Here is a 15,771-nt window from a genome sequence, read left to right as displayed (position 1 = left end):
GGGCGACGATGCCTCCCAAACCAAGAATATCCAGCCCGATCAACGGTAGCGACAACATCCTCGAGGTGGCGCGCACCAAGCGCGACGAGCTGCGCAAGTCCGATCGCAAGGTCTGCGACGTCGTGCTTGCCGATCCCAAGCGCATCCTTAACGCCACCGTCGCCGAGACCGCGGAATGGGCCGACGTCAGCCAGCCGACCGTGATCCGCTTCTGCACGTCGATCGGCTGCCAGGGCTATCAGGATTTCAAGCTGCGGCTGGCCCAGAGCCTTGCGCTCGGCACGCCCGCCACCCACTCCGTCATCCTCGACACCGACAGCCCGACCGCCGTCGCCGAGAAGATCTTCGACTACGCTATCACCAGCCTCGACTGGGTGCGCAACCACATCGATCCCCATTCGATCGCGCAGGCGGTCGAAATCCTCGACAAGGCCAACCGCATCGAGTTCTTCGGCTTCGGCGCCTCCGGCATCGTGGCGCGCGACGCGCAGCAGAAATTCCCGCTGTTCGGCGTCCCCTGCGGGGCCGAGATCGATTCGCACCAGCAGGTGATGGTCGTGTCGATGCTGAAGCCGGGCGACGTGGTGGTCGCCATCTCCAACACCGGCGCCACCCGCTCCATCATCGAGGCGGCGCGGCTGGCACGCGAGCGCGGCTGCCAGGTGATCGGCCTCGTCGGCATGAACGGCCCGCTCACCGACCACTGCGACGTGGTTATCCTGGTCGAGACGCTGGAGAACACCAACATCTACACGCCGACCATCTCGCGCATCGCGGCGCTGACCGTCATCGACATCCTGTCGACGGCGATCGCGCTGAGGCGCGGCGACGAGCACATCGAGCGCTTCACCCGCATGAAGCGCCACCTCAGCTATCTCAGGACGACGGAACGGATATGAGCGATGATCGTGTACTCTAGGTACAAACCCTGGAGGGGAGGTGCCGGCTCGTTGGTAGCGCGAAGCCTGAATCAGTCAGTACCGCGCCGGAATCGTTGACATATCTGTAGCATTGCTACAAAAATCACGCATTGGCCTGCCGGCCAGTAACGCCAGGGAGTGAGGCGTGTCCACATCCATCCGACCGGGCCTGCCGGCTCATCTCGAAGCCCGCAATCTCGCCGCGCTGATCGACATCAGCGCCGTCCAGGCGTTTCACCGGGAAGAGGACGTGCGCGAGCTGGCGCGCATCGCCGCCGAGCACGGCTTCATCGCCGCGCATGTCCTGCCGCATTTCGTGCCGCTGCTGCGCTCGCTGCTGCCGCGCGGCGGCGCCACCATGATCGGCGGTCCCGTTGGCTTCCCCTCCGGCGGCCACACCACCCGCACCAAGGCAGCCGAGGCCGTCGGCCTCGTCGTCGATGGGGCGGAAGAGGTCGACATGATGATCAATGTCGGCCGGCTGAAGTCGGGTGACCTCGCCTATGTCGAGGCCGACATCCGCGCCGTGGTCGAGGCGATCGCTCCGGTGCCGCTGAAGGTCATCCTGGAACTCGCGCATCTGACCGACGAGGAAATCCGTGCCGGAGCCAAGATCGTCGCCGGCAGCGGCGCGGCCTTCGTCAAGACCGGTACCGGCTGGACGCCCAGTGCCACCACGCCCGAAAATATCCGCCTCATCGTCGACACGGTCGGCGATGCCGTGGAGGTGAAGGCGTCCGGCGGCATCCGCAGCCTCGAGACAATCGCCGACATGGTCCGTCTCGGCGTCACCCGCTTCGGCATCAACACAAAAGTCGCGGTCGATCTGGTCCGCCAGTGCGCCGCCTTGCCGGGCGGCCGCCTGGAGATCGCCGGCGTCGCGGCCTGAGCACGTTTCGGGCGGAAGGAAAGAGCATGTCGAGGACCGTTGCGGCATTCGATCTGGGAACCGGCGGGGTCAAGGCCGCCATCTTCCGCCCGGACGGAAGCTGCGTGACCGAACGAATCGTCTCCTACCAGACCTTCTACCCGTCGCCGTCGCGCCATGAGCAGCGCCCGCTCGACTGGTGGAATGCCGTCGTCGAAAGCCTGAAAGCGCTGCTCGCGGAGCCGGGAGTCGACGCGGCTTCGATCGGCGCCATCGCGCTGTCCGGCCACAGCCTCGGCTGCGTGCCGCTGTCGGAAAGCGGCGAGCTTCTGCAGGACTCTGTGCCGATCTGGTCGGACGGCCGGGCGGAAGCGGAGGCCGAAACATTCTTTGAATCGGTCGACCGCTCCGCCTGGTATCACACGACCGGCAACGGCTTTCCGGCACCGCTCTATACGCTTTTCAAGATCCTCTGGCTGCGCCGCAACGCGCCCGACGTCTTTGCCCGCACGCGCTGGATCGTCGGCACCAAGGATTTCATCAACTATCGGCTCACCGGTCGCATCGCCACCGACCAGTCCTATGCCTCGGGCACCGGCGTCTATGATCTGAGGGCAGGGCGCTATTCCGCCGAACTGCTCTCTGCCGCCGGGCTCGACGAAAATCTGCTGCCGGAGATATTGACCTCCACCGACGTCGTCGGCGAGGTGCTGCCGGAGATTGCTCGCGAACTCGGCCTGCCGTCGGATGTGAAGGTGGTTGCGGGCGGCGTCGACAACAGCTGCATGGCGCTCGGCGCCTCCACCTTCGGCGAGGGCGACGCCTTCAGCTCGATGGGTTCGTCGAGCTGGCTCACCGTGTCGTCAGCCGAGCCGCTGCTCGACAACGTGGTGAGACCCTATGCCTTCGCCCATGTGGTGCCGGGCATGTTCATCTCGGCCACGTCGATCTTCTCCTCGGGCACCAGCGTCAACTGGGTGCGTGAGAATCTCATGGCCGATATCGAGGCCCGCGCAATCGTGGAAGGCCGCGACGTGCACGAGGCGTTGACCGAACTGGCGCTTGCCGCGCCGTGCGGCGCTCGGGGGCTGCTGTTCGTCCCGACGTTGGGCGGTGGTACCAGTTTCGAGGGCGGGCCCGCGGTGCGAGGCGGATTCGTCGGCCTCGACCTGCAGCACGGCCGCGCCGACATCATGCGCGCGACCCTGGAAGGCATCGCGCTCGGCCTGCGCGTGGCGTTAGACGAATTGCGGCGCATGACGCCGATCCGCGATGAGATGATCATGGTCGGCGGCGGAGCGCGTAGCGCCGTTTGGCGTCATATTTTTGCGGATGTCTTCGGCTGCACGATCCTGAAAACCGGCGTAGATCAGCAAGCGGCAGCGCTCGGCGCGGCCGGGCTGGCTCTGGTCGGCATGGGCGCCTGGCCGGACTTCGAGCCGATCCGCGGCCTGCATGTCGCCGAGGACCGCACCCGGCCGGACGTCGAGGCGGCGCCGATCTACGAGGCCGCACTGACCGCCTACCGGCTTGCCGCGCGCCAGCAGGCCGAATTGTCGGGGCCACTGTCGGCGCTGCGCGGTGTCGCGGTAGGGGACGGAAAGGAGGAGGCATGACCACTGATCTGCTGCTTGCCGTCGACGTCGGGACCGGCAGCGTGCGCGCCGCGCTGGTCGACATGCAGGGAAAAATCCTCGAAATCGCCGCGCGCGAGCACGACCAGATCGTGCCGGCCTTCGGCTGGGCCGAGCAGCGTCCCGCCGACTGGTGGGAAGGCGCGCGCTTCAGCATTGCAGCCGTGCTCGACCGGGTCGACAATGCGCGCGAGCGCATCGCCGCGGTCTGCGTCTGCGGGCAGATGCACGGCGTCGTGCTGCTCGATGCCAATGGCGCGCTGACGCGCGAGACAGCGCCGCTGTGGAACGACAAGCGCTCGATCGACCTGGTGCGGCGCTTCGAGGAAGAAAACGAGCCCGACAGCTATCTCGCCGAAAGCGGCAACACGCCGACGCCGGCCTGGCCGGGCTTCAAGCTGCAGTGGCTGCGCGACAACGAGGCGGAGGCCTATCGGCGGAGCGCCGTCATGCTGATGCCGAAGGACTACGTCAACTACCGGCTGACCGGCGAGATCGCCATGGATACCGGCGACGCTTCCTGCTCTTTCCTGATGAACCCCGAGAGGCGCGACTGGTCGCAGCCCATCATCGACCGCATGGGGCTCGACCGCGCAAAGCTGCCGCCCATCCGCGATCCCCTCGAGATCATCGGCGCGGTAACCGAAACGGCGGCCGGCGAGACCGGATTGCGCGCCGGCACGCCGGTGCTGGTCGGCGGAGCCGACTATCCCGTCGCCATCCTAGGCTCCGGCGTCTGTAGGCCCGGCGTCGGCTCCGACAGCACCGGCACCGGCGCGATCGTCACCACGATCGCGGAAAAGCCACTGCTCGATCCGGAAATCTCCAACGTCGCGACGATCGAAGGCAACTGGGCGCCTTTCGTGCTCCTGGAGACCGGCGGCGACGGCATGCGCTGGGCGCGCCGCGCCTTCCACGACCGAAAACTCTCCTATGACGAGATCGTGGCGCGCGCGGCAACCGCGCCGGCCGGCTCGGACGCGCTGTTCTTCCTGCCTTTCCTCACCGGCGAGCGGTTGGGAAAACACCGCAACGCCCGTGCCCAGTTCTTCGGCCTTGGCGCCGCTCACGGCATGGAGCACCTGCACCGGTCCATCCTTGAAGGCATCGCCTTCGCCGTGGCACGCCACATCCGCATCATGGAAACAGCGTCGGGCAAGCTGCTGGAGCGTGTCGTGGCCGCAGGCGGCGGCGCGCGGACAAAACTCTGGCTGCAGATCAAGGCGAGCATCTACGGCATTCCGATTCTCGTTCCGAAGGAGCCGGAATGCGGCATCGTCGGCTGCGCTGCCATGGCGGCCACCGCCATCGGCCGCTTCGGCCGGGTGGAGCAGGCGGCCGAAAACTTCGTCGGCTATGCCGAGGAGATTCTCCCCGATCCGCGCTGGGTCGAGACCTATCGGCTGATGCAGCCGGTCTTCGACAAGCTCTACCACCACAGCCAGGCGCTTTACGACGACATCGATGCGCTCACCGCCACGACGCGCATCGCCGCGGACTAAGCCGCCCACATTCAAAGACCCGCACGTGTTCAGGAGGAAATCATGCAGGACATCATCGACAGCTTCCGCCCCGGCCTGTTCGCGGGCAAGGCCATCCTCGTCACCGGCGGGTCGAGCGGCATCGGCCTGGCGATCGCGCAAGGTTTTGCCCGCCTCGGCGGTTCGGTGATCGCGCTGGGCAGTTCCGAGCAGAAGCTGTCGGCCGAGCGCGCCAAGGCCGAGAACAAGGGCATCCGCTTCGAGCGCGTCGACGTGCGCGATCCCGCCGCCATCAAGCGCTTCGTCGCCGGTCTCGACAAGTTGGACGTGCTGGTGAACGGCGCCGGCATCGCACGGCCGGAGGCCGAGTTCGAAGACGACACCTATATCGAGGTCATCGACGTCAACCTGAACAGTCAGATGCGCTTCGCCATGGCGGCGCTGCCGCTGCTGAAGGCTTCGCGCGGCTCGATCATCAACATCGCCTCGATGCTGAGCTATGTCAGCGACCCGCTGGTGCCGGCCTACGGCGCCAGCAAGACCGGCGTGCTCGGCCTTACCCGCCATCTCGCCCATGCCTTCGGCCCGGACGGCATCCGCGTCAACGCCATCTCGCCCGGCTACCACAAGACCGACATGACCAAGGGCCTGTGGACCGATCCCGTACCGGCCGAGAAGATCGCGGCGCGCTCGGCACTCAAGCGCTGGGGCACGGTCGACGACCTGGTCGGCACCGCGTTGTTCCTGTCCTCGCCGGCCGCGGCCTTCATCACCGGCACCGACCTGCCGGTGGACGGCGGCTTCGTCGTCGGCGGTTTCTAGCCGGAGAAGCGGGGTGCCGGCTCGACCCGGCACCCCCTGCGGCCGTCGCACGCCGGTCAGGATCATGGCGACGTCGCGTGACACCGTCCCGTTCCGGATCGTGTAGCTATACTACAGAAGCTTGCGGCAGCCCGGTAATCAAAGGCCGGACCGGAAATTGTCGACGCATTCTCGATGACCAGCGGACCGGGCCCGTCGGGCGCCAATCCGATTATATGAAATTCATTCCATGATAAGCATTTGTCCAGAATTACTAGGTAGCCGTCCGAAACCAAAAAGAAAATTCTTTCGTTTTCTTGGAGCCGTCTCCGAGGGATGCCGCCTGCGCCTGGCGCGGCCTGCCTGGCACGGTCATGGATAATCGGGTCACCGCAAAGAATGTAGTTGAATTACAAAAATGCCCTGTTAGCATCCAAAAGAAGGCGCCCATGGAGGAGCGCCGGTTGATGCGTGCCCGGCTGCCGCCGGTCTCGCTTTGGGAGGCAATCCATGAGGAAACATCTTTCGAAACTGACATCGCTGGCTGCCTCGACCGCGCTGGCGCTCGGTCTTTCGGCGGCGGTCCTGCCGGCTTCGGCTCAGGACGCCCCGGTCGACGTCACCATCGGCTGGGTGCCGCCGGACATCACCGGCGTCTTCAAGACGGCCACCAACTTCTTCGAGCTGGCCGCCAAGGACGCCAACCAGCACGGCTTCAACGTGCAGGTGCTCACCCGCTCGCCCACCAGCCCGACGGCCTTCGCCGAGCAGGTCAGCATCATCGAGGACATGATCCAGCGCGGCGTCGACGTCATCGCCGTCTCGCCGGCCGAGGTGGCGACCGTCAAGCCGGCGCTCATCCGCGCCCGCGAAGCCGGCATCCCGGTCATCGTCGTCAACCTGCTCGAGCCGATCGAAGGCGTCGACGTCTCTTCTTATATAGGCTTCGACAACACCCAGGGCGCCGAGGTCAGTGCCTATTCGGTGGTCGACTATTTCGGCGGGCCGGGCGTGCTGGGTGCTGGGGAGAAGGTAGAGGTCCAGCCGGAGACCTATCTCGACCTCGCCTTCTGGAAGGATCTCGCGTCAAAAATGTCCGACGAGGACAAGGCCAAGATCAAGGCGCGCGGCGCCATCATCGAAGGCGTCGCCGGCGGCTTCTTCTCCACAGCCCGCCTCAACGGTTTTCGCGAGGTGCTGAAGCAGTTCCCGGGCATCGAGATCGTCGGCAACACCTGCGCCGGCGACTGGAACCGCGAGAAGGGCACGCGCTGCGCCGAGGACATCCTGCAGGCCAATCCGGGCAATCTCGACTTCATCTGGGCGGCGTCCAACGAGATGGGTCTCGGCGCCATGCTGGTGGCCGGCTCGCAGGGACGGCTGGAAACGGTCGAGGACGGCGCCACCGTCGGCGATGCCAAGGTTGCGATCTTCACCAACGACGTGACGCCGGAATCGGTGGACCGCATCGCCGAAGGCAAGATGATCGCCGAGACGACGCATGGCTTCGCCGACTGGGGCTGGTTCGGCACCAAGTTCGCGGTCGAACTCGCCTGCGGCATCGAGGTCGACAAGACTTTCGATATCCGCCCGCGCACCGTCTACCAGGTGAATGCCCGCAACTTCTATCCCGATCCCAAGCTCGAGGCGATCGACTGGGCGGCGATCAAGACGAACTGCAAGAAGGGCGGCTGAGCCCACTCCCAGGACGGGCGGGGTGGAACCATCCGCTCCGCCTGACCGCACGCAGACCGGCAGGCATTCGCATCGGCGCCCCTCCGGCGGCGGCCGATGCGTTCCTGTTGCCGCAGGATCGGGACGAGGACGTGAGCGACCATAAGATACTCTTGAAGCTCGACAGGATCGAGAAGCGCTTTCCGGGCGTGCTTGCGCTGAAATCGATCTCGCTCGACGTCCGCGCCGGCGAGGTGCAGGTGCTGCTCGGCGAGAACGGCGCCGGCAAGTCGACGCTGATGAAGATTCTTGCCGGCGAGTACCAGGCGACCGGCGGCACGATCACGATCGGCGACCGCACCGTGTCGACGCTTACCCCGGAACTCGCAGCCGAACTCGGCATCGGCCTCGTCCATCAGGAACTCAGCCTGGTGCCGGCGCTGAGCGTCACCGAGAATATCTTTCTCGGCCGCATGCCGCGCGGTCCGCTCGGCAAGATCGACTGGGGCAAGGCGCATGCCGAGGCGCGGCGCGCGTTGGCGGCGCTCGGCGTTACCATCGATCCGGCCACCGAGGTGCGCCGTCTGGAAGTGGCCGAGCAGCAGCTGGTCGAGATCACCCGCGTGCTGGAGCGCGGGCCGCGCATCCTCCTGCTCGACGAGCCGACATCGGCGCTGTCCGACGGCGAGCGCAGCCGTCTGTTCGACGTCATCCGCCGGCTCAAACAGCGCGGCCACGGCATGATCTACATCTCCCACCACCTCTCCGAGATCCCGATGATCGCGGACCGCGTCACCGTGCTGCGTGACGGTATCGTCATTGACACGCTGCCGGCCGACAAGGCCGACGAGGAGACGGTGATCGGCATGATGGTCGGCCACAGCCTCGCCGACCAGTTCCCCAAGGTGAAGGTGGAGCGCGGCAAGCCGACGCTCTCGGTCGACCGGCTTGCTTCCGGCAAGACGCTGAAGGACATTTCCTTCAACCTGCATCGCGGCGAGATTCTGGGCGTCTACGGCCTGATGGGGGCAGGGCAGGCGGAGATCGCCGCAGCACTCTTCGGCCTGCAGGATCTGAAGTCCGGCACGATAGAGGTCGACGGCCGGCCGGTGCATTTCCGCTATTCCTCCGACGCGATCGCCGCCGGTCTCGGCCTGATCTCGCGCGACCGCCGCCAGAGTCTCGTGCCGATGCAGCCGGTCGGGCCCAATCTCAGCCTGTCCTGGCTTTCCGGCCGCAGTCTGCTGTCGCGGCTGGATCTCAAGCGCGAGCGCACGGAGAGCGAGCGCTACGTCAGGGAGCTGCGCGTGCGGCCGGCCTCGCTGGCGCACCGGCTGATGTTCTTCAGCGGCGGCAACCAGCAGAAGGTGATCCTCGCGCGCTGGATGTCGAGCGGCGCCAAAATCCTCATCTTCGACGAGCCGACGCGCGGCATCGATGTCGGCGCCAAGGCCGAGGTGTTCGCGCTGATGAGCCGGCTTGTGGCGGACGGTGCTTCCATCCTGATGATATCGTCGGAGCTCAACGAGCTGATCGGCATGGCCGACCGCGTGCTGGTGATGCGGCACGGGCGGCTATCGGCGGAACTGCCGCGGGAACAATTGTCGCAGGAGAACCTGCTGCGGCACGCAAGTTAGAAAAAGGTGTCGGATATGACTGAACAGACCGGAGTGGCGAAGGTCGGCGCGGCGGCGTCTGCCGAAACAGCCGTATCGCGCAGGGCGAACATCAGGCAGGTGCTCTTCCAGGCCGGCCCGCTGATCGCGCTGGTGCTCTTGATGGCATTCCTGTCGCTCGCCACTTCCAATTTCCTGACGGTCGACAACCTGTCGAACGTGGCGCGCCAGACCGCCTTCGTAGCCATCCTCGCGGTCGGCCAGACCTTCGTCATCCTGACCGGCGGCATCGATCTCTCCGTCGCCGCGGTGGCGGCGCTGTCGGCGTCGATCGCCGCGGTGCTGCTGACCGCGCCGCTGGTGCTGTTCGGTGTCGACATCGGCTTCCTGCCGCCGGTCCTTGCGATCGTTGTCGGGCTCGGCATCGGCTTTGTCGCCGGCGCCTTCAACGGCTGGGTCATCGCCACCTTCAAGATCCCGGACTTCATCGCCACGCTCGGTACCATGACCATCTTTCGCGGCATGGCGCTGCTGGTCACCGACGGCCTGCCGGTGCCCTCCTTCGATTCTGGTCGCCAGCTTCCCGAGACGCTGATCTGGGTCGGCGGCGGCAAGCTGTTCGGCCTGCCAGTCAGCGCGCTGCTGGCGCTGCTCTGCGGCGCGGTGGCCTGGTACATCCTGCGCTACACGGCGCTCGGCCGCAGCATTTATGCCGTCGGCGGCAACCGCGAGGCGGCGCGCGCCTCCGGTATCAGCATCGCCCGCACCAAGATCCTTACCTATGCGATCTCCGGCCTGCTTGCGGCGATCGGCGGCATCATCCTGGTCGGACGGCTGAACTCGGCCAACGCGCTGATGGCCGAAGGCGAGGAACTGCGCTCCATCGCCTCCGTCGTCATCGGCGGCACCAACCTGTTCGGCGGCGAGGGCGGCGTCATCGGGTCGATCGTCGGCGCGGCCATCATCGGCGTGCTCGGCAACGGCCTCAACCTGCTCGACGTCAGCCCGTTCTGGCAGCGCATCGCCCAGGGCGTGGTCATTGTGGTGGTGGTGATCTTCGACCAGTGGCGCCGCCGCAGCCTGACGCGGAGCTGAACTGGCGGGTTCCGCCGCTGGACGGGAGTTGCGGACGGCCCTGCCATATGGAGCGTATTCGAGGTCGCTGTCGCTCGGCAGCCGACTCGCTGCGCCGAGGGGTATGCCGGTCACGGATGAGTGGCGGCGCAGCAATCCTGAACAGGACCAGCAACACTGCTCAGCCAGCATTTCGTGCCTTCCAGCGAGTGCCGGGTTGCATTTGCATTGGATCGCGTTCGTAAAAGTTGTACCGGATAGTCTTCCATCTGATCGAAATCAATTCTTGATCGGGCGTTCGGCAGCGCGGAAGCACGCCGACAATGATTCTGACGGTTCCGCGCCGCTTTCGTGTTCCGCCGACCGAATCGCCCCGAAAAGGGCAACGGAACAGGCTCCAGCATCGCCGGTGCCCTCCGCGATGCCCGCAAGATTAATGAAAGGTTTCCGTGGGGGTGCAAATCGTGTCCTTTGTGCCACAGCGCCGGGAGATCGCGCCGCAGCGGGGGCGCTTCCGGCAAGATCACGATTGAACGGGGGAAGGTGATGGGTAATCTTGCATCGGAAGGGGCGAGCGATCGTGTCTTATTTGACTAGGGGACGGGGCGGAAACGCTTCTTTCGGCGAAGAAGACCCAGACCTACGATTAAACTTTTTGACTGGAGGTCAGAAAATGAACATCAAGAGCCTGCTTCTCGGCTCGGCTGCGGCCCTCGTCGCAGTCTCCGGCGCCAAGGCGGCCGATGCCGTCGTCGTCGCCGAGCCGGAGCCGATGGAATATGTGCGCGTCTGCGACGTGTACGGCACCGGCTTCTTCTACATGCCCGGCACCGAGACCTGCCTAAAGGTCAGCGGCTACGTCCGTGTCGACATCCGCGGCGGCGACTTCTTCGCGAAGGCCAGCAATGATTCCTTCGTCGACGAAGACAACGATATCCACATCAAGGATACCTACAACAACCGCGCCCGCTTCCAGCTGCGCGTCGATGCTCGCTCGGAGACCGAGCTCGGCACGCTGCGTTCCTACGCCGCCATCAACTTTAACTACCAGGCCAATGACGGCGCCACTTTCGTGGAGAATGCCGACGGCCGGTTCGTCCGGGACGGCATCTATGACAACGATGATGGCCTCGGCATCGAGCATGCCTATATCGAGCTCGGCGGCTTCCGCATCGGTAAGACGGACTCCTACTTCTCGACCTTCACCGACTATTCGTCGGGCGTGCTGAACGACGGTATCGTTCCCTACGGTCCGTTCGCGACGCTGCAGATCGCGTACACCTACACCGGCGCGAATGGTTTCTCGGCCGGTATCGCCCTGGAGCAGGGCGACGAGGACGAGGGCTTCGACGGCGCTGGCATCACCGAGGACTACGCTCCTTATGTGGTCGGCGGCGTGTCGCTGACGCAGGGCTGGGGCAAGATCGGCGTCGTCGCCGGCTGGGATACCTGGCAGGAACAGGTTGCGGTCAAGGGTCGCCTCGACGTCAACATCACCGAGACCGCTTCGGTCTTCGTGATGGGCGCCTGGGACTCCGGCGGCGACAGGGACGAAAGCCCGACCGACAACGGCAGCAACTGGTACGCTCCGTGGCAGGGCGACTGGGCCATCTGGGGCGGCACGGCGATCAAGTTCAACGAGAAGGCGACCTTCAACGCCGAAGTCGGCTACGACGACTGGGAGAACTTCTCGGTTGCCGCGAACATCGCCTACGAGCTGGTTCCGGGCTTCACCATCACCCCGGAAGTCGTCTATGCCGACAATTTCGACCTGGACGACTCCGACGCTTGGGGCGTGAACGTTCGCTTCCAGCGCAACTTCTGATCCGCCGGCAACGGTTGGATATCGAAACCCGGCGGGCAACCGCCGGGTTTTTTGTTGTGCCGGACAGCGGGCTTTTCCGCATCGGGGTTCGGAAGCCGGCCACGGGTGACGGCACCATCGGGCTCCAGGCGGTATTGCTGTCGGGGTAGCGCTTTCCTTGTAGGCGCCCTTCTTCAGGCAACGATGTCGTGGGTGGCTTGTCCGAACGCGAAAGTGGTGCGGGAAAGGATTTTGCCCGCCGCTTCACCCCGCTTGGCTTGCGACAGCACGCGATAACCGGCGGCAACGCGACTGGCCCGCGCCGATTCGAGAGCGAACGGCACACCAACCAGGCGTACCGGATTACGCTCCCAGCATCAGCACCGTACAGGAATCGCCTTGGTCCGCCGCCGGGGCGAACGGGGCCCGCACGATCAGCCCGCCCGAGTCGGCGAAGATGCGCAACATCGACGAATCCTGCACAGAGAACGGCGTCGCAATGAGCGCGCCGTCCTTCATCGCGATCCGTGCGCGCACATAGTCCTGCCGCAGATCGTTGGCGGTCATCGGAGCGCCAAGCACGGCAGGCCGCAGGTTCGGCTCATGCTGCCGGCCGCCGAGAGCTGCAACCAGCGGTTTCAGGAAGAGCTGCGAGCAGACCAGGCTCGCCACTGGATTGCCGGGCATGCCGAGGAAACGCATGTCGTCGCGCCGGCCGAACATCAGCGGCTTTCCCGGTCGCATGGCAATCTTCCAGAAGTCGAGCGTCACGCCCTGGCTGCCGAGCACCTCGTGCACCAGGTCGTGGTCACCGACCGAGGCGCCGCCCAGCGTGACGACCACGTCGGTGCCGGCCTTCGTCGCATCCGCCAGCCGCTCGGCGATGGCGGCGCGATCGTCGCCGACGATGCCGAGGTCGAGCACGCGCGCGCCGGCGGCCGAAGCGATCGCGGCGACGCCATAGGCGTTGGAGGCGATGATCTGGTCCGGCCCCGGCTCGCTGCCCGGGAGTAGCAATTCGTCTCCGGTGGCGATGATCGCGACCAGCGGACGGGTGACGATGTCGAGCGTCGCGTGATTGGCGGCGGCGGCAAGCGACAGCGCCGCCGGGTCGAGCACGCGGCCGGCCTCGAGCAGCACGTCGCCGGCCGAAAAATCGAGGCCGCGCCGCCTGATGTGGCGGCCGGCCGCGACCGTTTCGAAAACCTCGATGCCGCCGTCGAGCCGGCGGGCATTCTCCTGGATGACGATGGTGTCGGCACCTGCCGGCAGCGGCGCTCCGGTCAGGATGCGCACGGCCTGTCCGGCGCCGACTTCTCCGGAAAAGCCGCGCCCGGCGGCGGCGGTGCCGATCACCGCCAGCCGCACCGGAACCGAGGCGACGTCGGCGGCGCGCACCGCATAGCCGTCCATGGCGGAAGCGTCGAAGGGCGGCTGCGTGCGCAATGCTTTGAGCGCCGCCGCCAGCACCCGTCCGGCCGCGTCGGAGAGCGCGACCCGTTCCGCCGGCCGCGCCACGGCGCCGTCGAGCAGAAGCCGCAAAGCCTCGTCGACCGGCAGCAGCACCATCTCAGCCTGCCGCCCTGTAGTCGCCGGAGGTGCCGCCGGTCTTCTCGACCAGCCGGATGCCGGTGATAACCATCTCCCGATCCACCGCCTTGGCCATGTCGTATATCGTCAGGCACGCGACCGAGGCCGCCGTCAGCGCTTCCATCTCGACACCGGTCTTGCCGGTGACGCGGGCGAGCGCGGAGACGCGCAGTCCGGGCAGAGCCGGATCCTCGACGATATCGACGGCGACCTTGGTCAGCAGCAGCGGATGGCAGAGCGGGATCAACTCGTGCGTGCGCTTTGCCGCCATGATGCCGGCGATGCGCGCCGTGCCGATCACATCGCCCTTCTTGGCGTTGCCGGCCATGATCATAGTCAGCGTTTCCGGCCGCATGGTCACGCTGCCTTCGGCGCGCGCCGTGCGCACGGTCTCGTCCTTGCTGCCGACATCGACCATGTCGGCCTGTCCGTCGCGGCCGAGATGGGTGAGGTTGGTCTTGTGCCCGGCCATCTCAGCCGAGTCCCACCGCCGCGGCCGCCTCGCCGTAGAGCAGCGCGCGGGTCGCCTGCGCCACGTCCGGCCGCCGCATCAGGCTTTCGCCGACGAGAAACGTCTCGACGCCGGCGCGCGCCAGCCTGCGGCAGTCGTCATGCGAGAAGATGCCGCTTTCGCCGACCAGCAGCCTGTCGCTGGGCACCAGATTGGCAAGCCGCTCGGAGACGGCGAGGTCGACGGCAAAACTGCGCAGGTCGCGGTTGTTGATGCCGATCAGCGGCGAGGCCAACCTGAGCGCCCGCTCGATCTCCGCCTCGTCATGGACCTCGATCAGCGCGTCCATGCCGAGTTCCAGCGCCGCGTCCTCGATCGCCTTGGCGGTGTCGTCGTCGACCGCCGCCAGCACGATCAGCACGGCGTCGGCGCCCCATGCGCGCGCCTCGTAGACCTGATAGGGATCATACATGAAGTCCTTGCGCAAGGCAGGCAGGGCGGTCGCCGCCCGCGCCCGGGTAAGATACTCCGGCGCGCCCTGGAAGGACGGGCCGTCGGTCAGCACCGACAGGCAGGCGGCCCCCCCGGCCTCGTAGGCGCGCGCCAGCGCGGGCGGGTCGAAATCGGGCCGGATCAGGCCGCGCGACGGGCTCGCCTTCTTGATCTCGGCGATCAGCGCATAGCTGCCGCCACGGCGTTTTGCCCTCAGCGCGGCGGCGAAGCCGCGCACCGGGTCGGCATCGCGCGCGGCGGCTGTCACCTCGGCGATCGGCCGGAGGCGCTTCGCCTCGGCGATCTCGACACGCTTGTACTCTTCGATCCTGCGCAGAATGTCGGCCACGGGCACTTATCCGTTTGAAACCACGACCAGCCGGTCGAGTACGCTTGCCGCACGCCCCTGGTCGATCGAGGCGATGGCGAGCTTGACGCCTTCGCCGAGATCGGCCGCCTTGCCGGCGACCACAAGGCCGGCGCCGGCATTCATCAGCACCGTGTCGCGATAGGCGCCGGGCCTGCCCTCCAGCGTCGCCCGCAGGGCGGCGGCGTTGAAGGCGGCGTCGCCGCCGCGCAGATCCTCGCGACTGTGGCGCGCAAGGCCAAATTGTTCGGGTTGAAGGGTGAAGCTGCGCACCTTGCCATTGGCAAGCTCCGCCACGCTGGTCTCCCCCGTCGTGGTGATCTCGTCGAGCCCGTCGCCATGCGCCACCCAGGCACGCTCGGCGCCGAGCGTCCTCAGCGTCTCGGCCACCGGGCCGATCCAGTCCGGCGAGAACACGCCGATCATCTGGCGGCGCACGCCGGCTGGGTTGGACAGCGGGCCGAGCAGGTTGAAGATGGTGCGCGTGCCGAGCTCGGCCCTGACCGGGCCGACATGGCGCATCGCCGGATGGTGCGACGGCGCGAACATGAAGCCGACGCCCGCCTCGTTGATGCAGGCCGAGATCGCCTCCGGCGGCAGGTCGATCTTGATGCCGAGCGCGATCAGCACGTCCGCGGCGCCTGTCTGCGAGGAGAGGCCGCGATTGCCGTGCTTGGCGACCGGCACGCCGGCTCCGGCGATGACGAAGGCGGAGGCGGTGGAAATGTTGACGCTGTGCGAATTGTCGCCGCCGGTGCCGACGATGTCGATCGCGTCTTCCGGCGCCTCGACCGTCAGCATCTTCTCGCGCATCGTGGCGACGGCGCCGGAGATTTCCGGCACCTGCTCGCCGCGCACCCTGAGCGCCATCAGGAAGGCGCCGATCTGCCCCGGCGTCGCCTCGCCCGACATGATGATGTCGAAGGCGTCCTTCGCTTCCTCGAAGGAAAGCACCGCGCCGGACGCTACCTTGGCGATGTGGGGCTTCAGCGTGCTCAT

At 66.5% G+C, this 15,771-nt stretch carries 13 protein-coding genes; 9 read left to right on the top strand and 4 right to left on the bottom strand.

What is annotated here, in order from left to right; genetic code table 11:
* The first annotated feature begins 8 nt into the window (after window positions 1-8).
* The 9 genes from AC5JDC_RS20480 to AC5JDC_RS20440 all read left to right on the top strand — a co-directional run bounded on the left by AC5JDC_RS20480 (window position 9) and on the right by AC5JDC_RS20440 (window position 11,893).
* Window positions 9-899, top strand: a complete 891-nt coding sequence (locus AC5JDC_RS20480; protein WP_106771823.1) for an SIS domain-containing protein — start codon at window positions 9-11, stop codon at window positions 897-899.
* A 166-nt stretch (window positions 900-1,065) separates the two neighbouring features.
* Window positions 1,066-1,809, top strand: a complete 744-nt coding sequence (gene deoC, locus AC5JDC_RS20475; RefSeq protein ID WP_106771822.1) for a deoxyribose-phosphate aldolase — start codon at window positions 1,066-1,068, stop codon at window positions 1,807-1,809.
* A 26-nt stretch (window positions 1,810-1,835) separates the two neighbouring features.
* Window positions 1,836-3,404 carry a xylulokinase gene (locus AC5JDC_RS20470; protein WP_495844105.1) on the top strand — a complete coding sequence of 523 codons (1,569 nt, stop codon included), beginning with the start codon at window positions 1,836-1,838 and terminating at the stop codon, window positions 3,402-3,404.
* Window positions 3,401-4,924, top strand: a complete 1,524-nt coding sequence (locus AC5JDC_RS20465) for a xylulokinase (RefSeq protein WP_495844103.1) — start codon at window positions 3,401-3,403, stop codon at window positions 4,922-4,924. The genes AC5JDC_RS20470 and AC5JDC_RS20465 overlap by 4 nt, the downstream gene beginning before the upstream one ends.
* A gap of 42 nt (window positions 4,925-4,966) precedes the next feature.
* On the top strand, window positions 4,967-5,725 hold the full coding sequence (locus tag AC5JDC_RS20460; protein ID WP_495844101.1) for an SDR family NAD(P)-dependent oxidoreductase: 759 nt from the start codon (window positions 4,967-4,969) through the stop codon (window positions 5,723-5,725).
* 489 nt (window positions 5,726-6,214) lie between these two features.
* Entirely contained in the window at window positions 6,215-7,399 is a 1,185-nt protein-coding gene (locus AC5JDC_RS20455; protein ID WP_495844099.1) for a sugar ABC transporter substrate-binding protein, read from the top strand.
* Between the two features lie 131 nt (window positions 7,400-7,530).
* On the top strand, window positions 7,531-9,015 hold the full coding sequence (locus AC5JDC_RS20450) for a sugar ABC transporter ATP-binding protein (RefSeq protein WP_495844097.1): 1,485 nt from the start codon (window positions 7,531-7,533) through the stop codon (window positions 9,013-9,015).
* 15 nt (window positions 9,016-9,030) lie between these two features.
* Window positions 9,031-10,089 (top strand): ABC transporter permease, encoded by a 1,059-nt coding sequence (locus AC5JDC_RS20445; RefSeq protein ID WP_106771817.1) that lies wholly within the window; start codon window positions 9,031-9,033, stop codon window positions 10,087-10,089.
* Window positions 10,090-10,741: 652 nt separating this feature from the next.
* Window positions 10,742-11,893: a porin gene (locus AC5JDC_RS20440; protein WP_495844095.1), complete on the top strand. Its 1,152-nt coding sequence runs from the start codon at window positions 10,742-10,744 to the stop codon at window positions 11,891-11,893.
* 342 nt (window positions 11,894-12,235) lie between these two features.
* On the opposite strand, the gene AC5JDC_RS20435 is transcribed toward AC5JDC_RS20440, so the two are convergent.
* The 4 genes from AC5JDC_RS20435 to trpD are packed head-to-tail and all read right to left on the bottom strand — an operon-like array spanning window position 12,236 to window position 15,771.
* Window positions 12,236-13,441 (bottom strand): molybdopterin molybdotransferase MoeA, encoded by a 1,206-nt coding sequence (locus tag AC5JDC_RS20435; RefSeq protein WP_495844093.1) that lies wholly within the window; start codon window positions 13,439-13,441, stop codon window positions 12,236-12,238.
* A gap of 1 nt (window position 13,442) precedes the next feature.
* Window positions 13,443-13,934 (bottom strand): cyclic pyranopterin monophosphate synthase MoaC, encoded by a 492-nt coding sequence (moaC, locus tag AC5JDC_RS20430; RefSeq protein ID WP_495844091.1) that lies wholly within the window; start codon window positions 13,932-13,934, stop codon window positions 13,443-13,445.
* 1 nt (window position 13,935) lies between these two features.
* On the bottom strand, window positions 13,936-14,754 hold the full coding sequence (gene trpC, locus AC5JDC_RS20425) for an indole-3-glycerol phosphate synthase TrpC (RefSeq protein WP_495844089.1): 819 nt from the start codon (window positions 14,752-14,754) through the stop codon (window positions 13,936-13,938).
* Between the two features lie 6 nt (window positions 14,755-14,760).
* On the bottom strand, window positions 14,761-15,771 hold the full coding sequence (trpD, locus tag AC5JDC_RS20420) for an anthranilate phosphoribosyltransferase (RefSeq protein WP_495844087.1): 1,011 nt from the start codon (window positions 15,769-15,771) through the stop codon (window positions 14,761-14,763).

The organism is Kumtagia sp. (assembly GCF_059502445.1).
The sequence above is the reverse complement of the archived record's forward strand: the minus strand, read 5'-3'. Positions and strand labels throughout refer to the sequence as shown.

Excerpts from the sequence above, each read along its gene's own strand:
- AC5JDC_RS20480 (WP_106771823.1), top strand. The coding sequence starts at position 9 with ATGCCTCCCAAACCAAGAATATCCAGCCCGATCAACGGTAGCGACAAC.
- AC5JDC_RS20470 (WP_495844105.1), top strand. The coding sequence starts at position 1,836 with ATGTCGAGGACCGTTGCGGCATTCGATCTGGGAACCGGCGGGGTCAAG.
- AC5JDC_RS20465 (WP_495844103.1), top strand. The coding sequence starts at position 3,401 with ATGACCACTGATCTGCTGCTTGCCGTCGACGTCGGGACCGGCAGCGTG.
- AC5JDC_RS20460 (WP_495844101.1), top strand. The coding sequence starts at position 4,967 with ATGCAGGACATCATCGACAGCTTCCGCCCCGGCCTGTTCGCGGGCAAG.
- AC5JDC_RS20455 (WP_495844099.1), top strand. The coding sequence starts at position 6,215 with ATGAGGAAACATCTTTCGAAACTGACATCGCTGGCTGCCTCGACCGCG.
- AC5JDC_RS20445 (WP_106771817.1), top strand. The coding sequence starts at position 9,031 with ATGACTGAACAGACCGGAGTGGCGAAGGTCGGCGCGGCGGCGTCTGCC.
- AC5JDC_RS20440 (WP_495844095.1), top strand. The coding sequence starts at position 10,742 with ATGAACATCAAGAGCCTGCTTCTCGGCTCGGCTGCGGCCCTCGTCGCA.
- AC5JDC_RS20435 (WP_495844093.1), bottom strand. The coding sequence starts at position 13,441 with ATGGTGCTGCTGCCGGTCGACGAGGCTTTGCGGCTTCTGCTCGACGGC.
- moaC (WP_495844091.1), bottom strand. The coding sequence starts at position 13,934 with ATGGCCGGGCACAAGACCAACCTCACCCATCTCGGCCGCGACGGACAG.
- trpD (WP_495844087.1), bottom strand. The coding sequence starts at position 15,771 with ATGAGCACGCTGAAGCCCCACATCGCCAAGGTAGCGTCCGGCGCGGTG.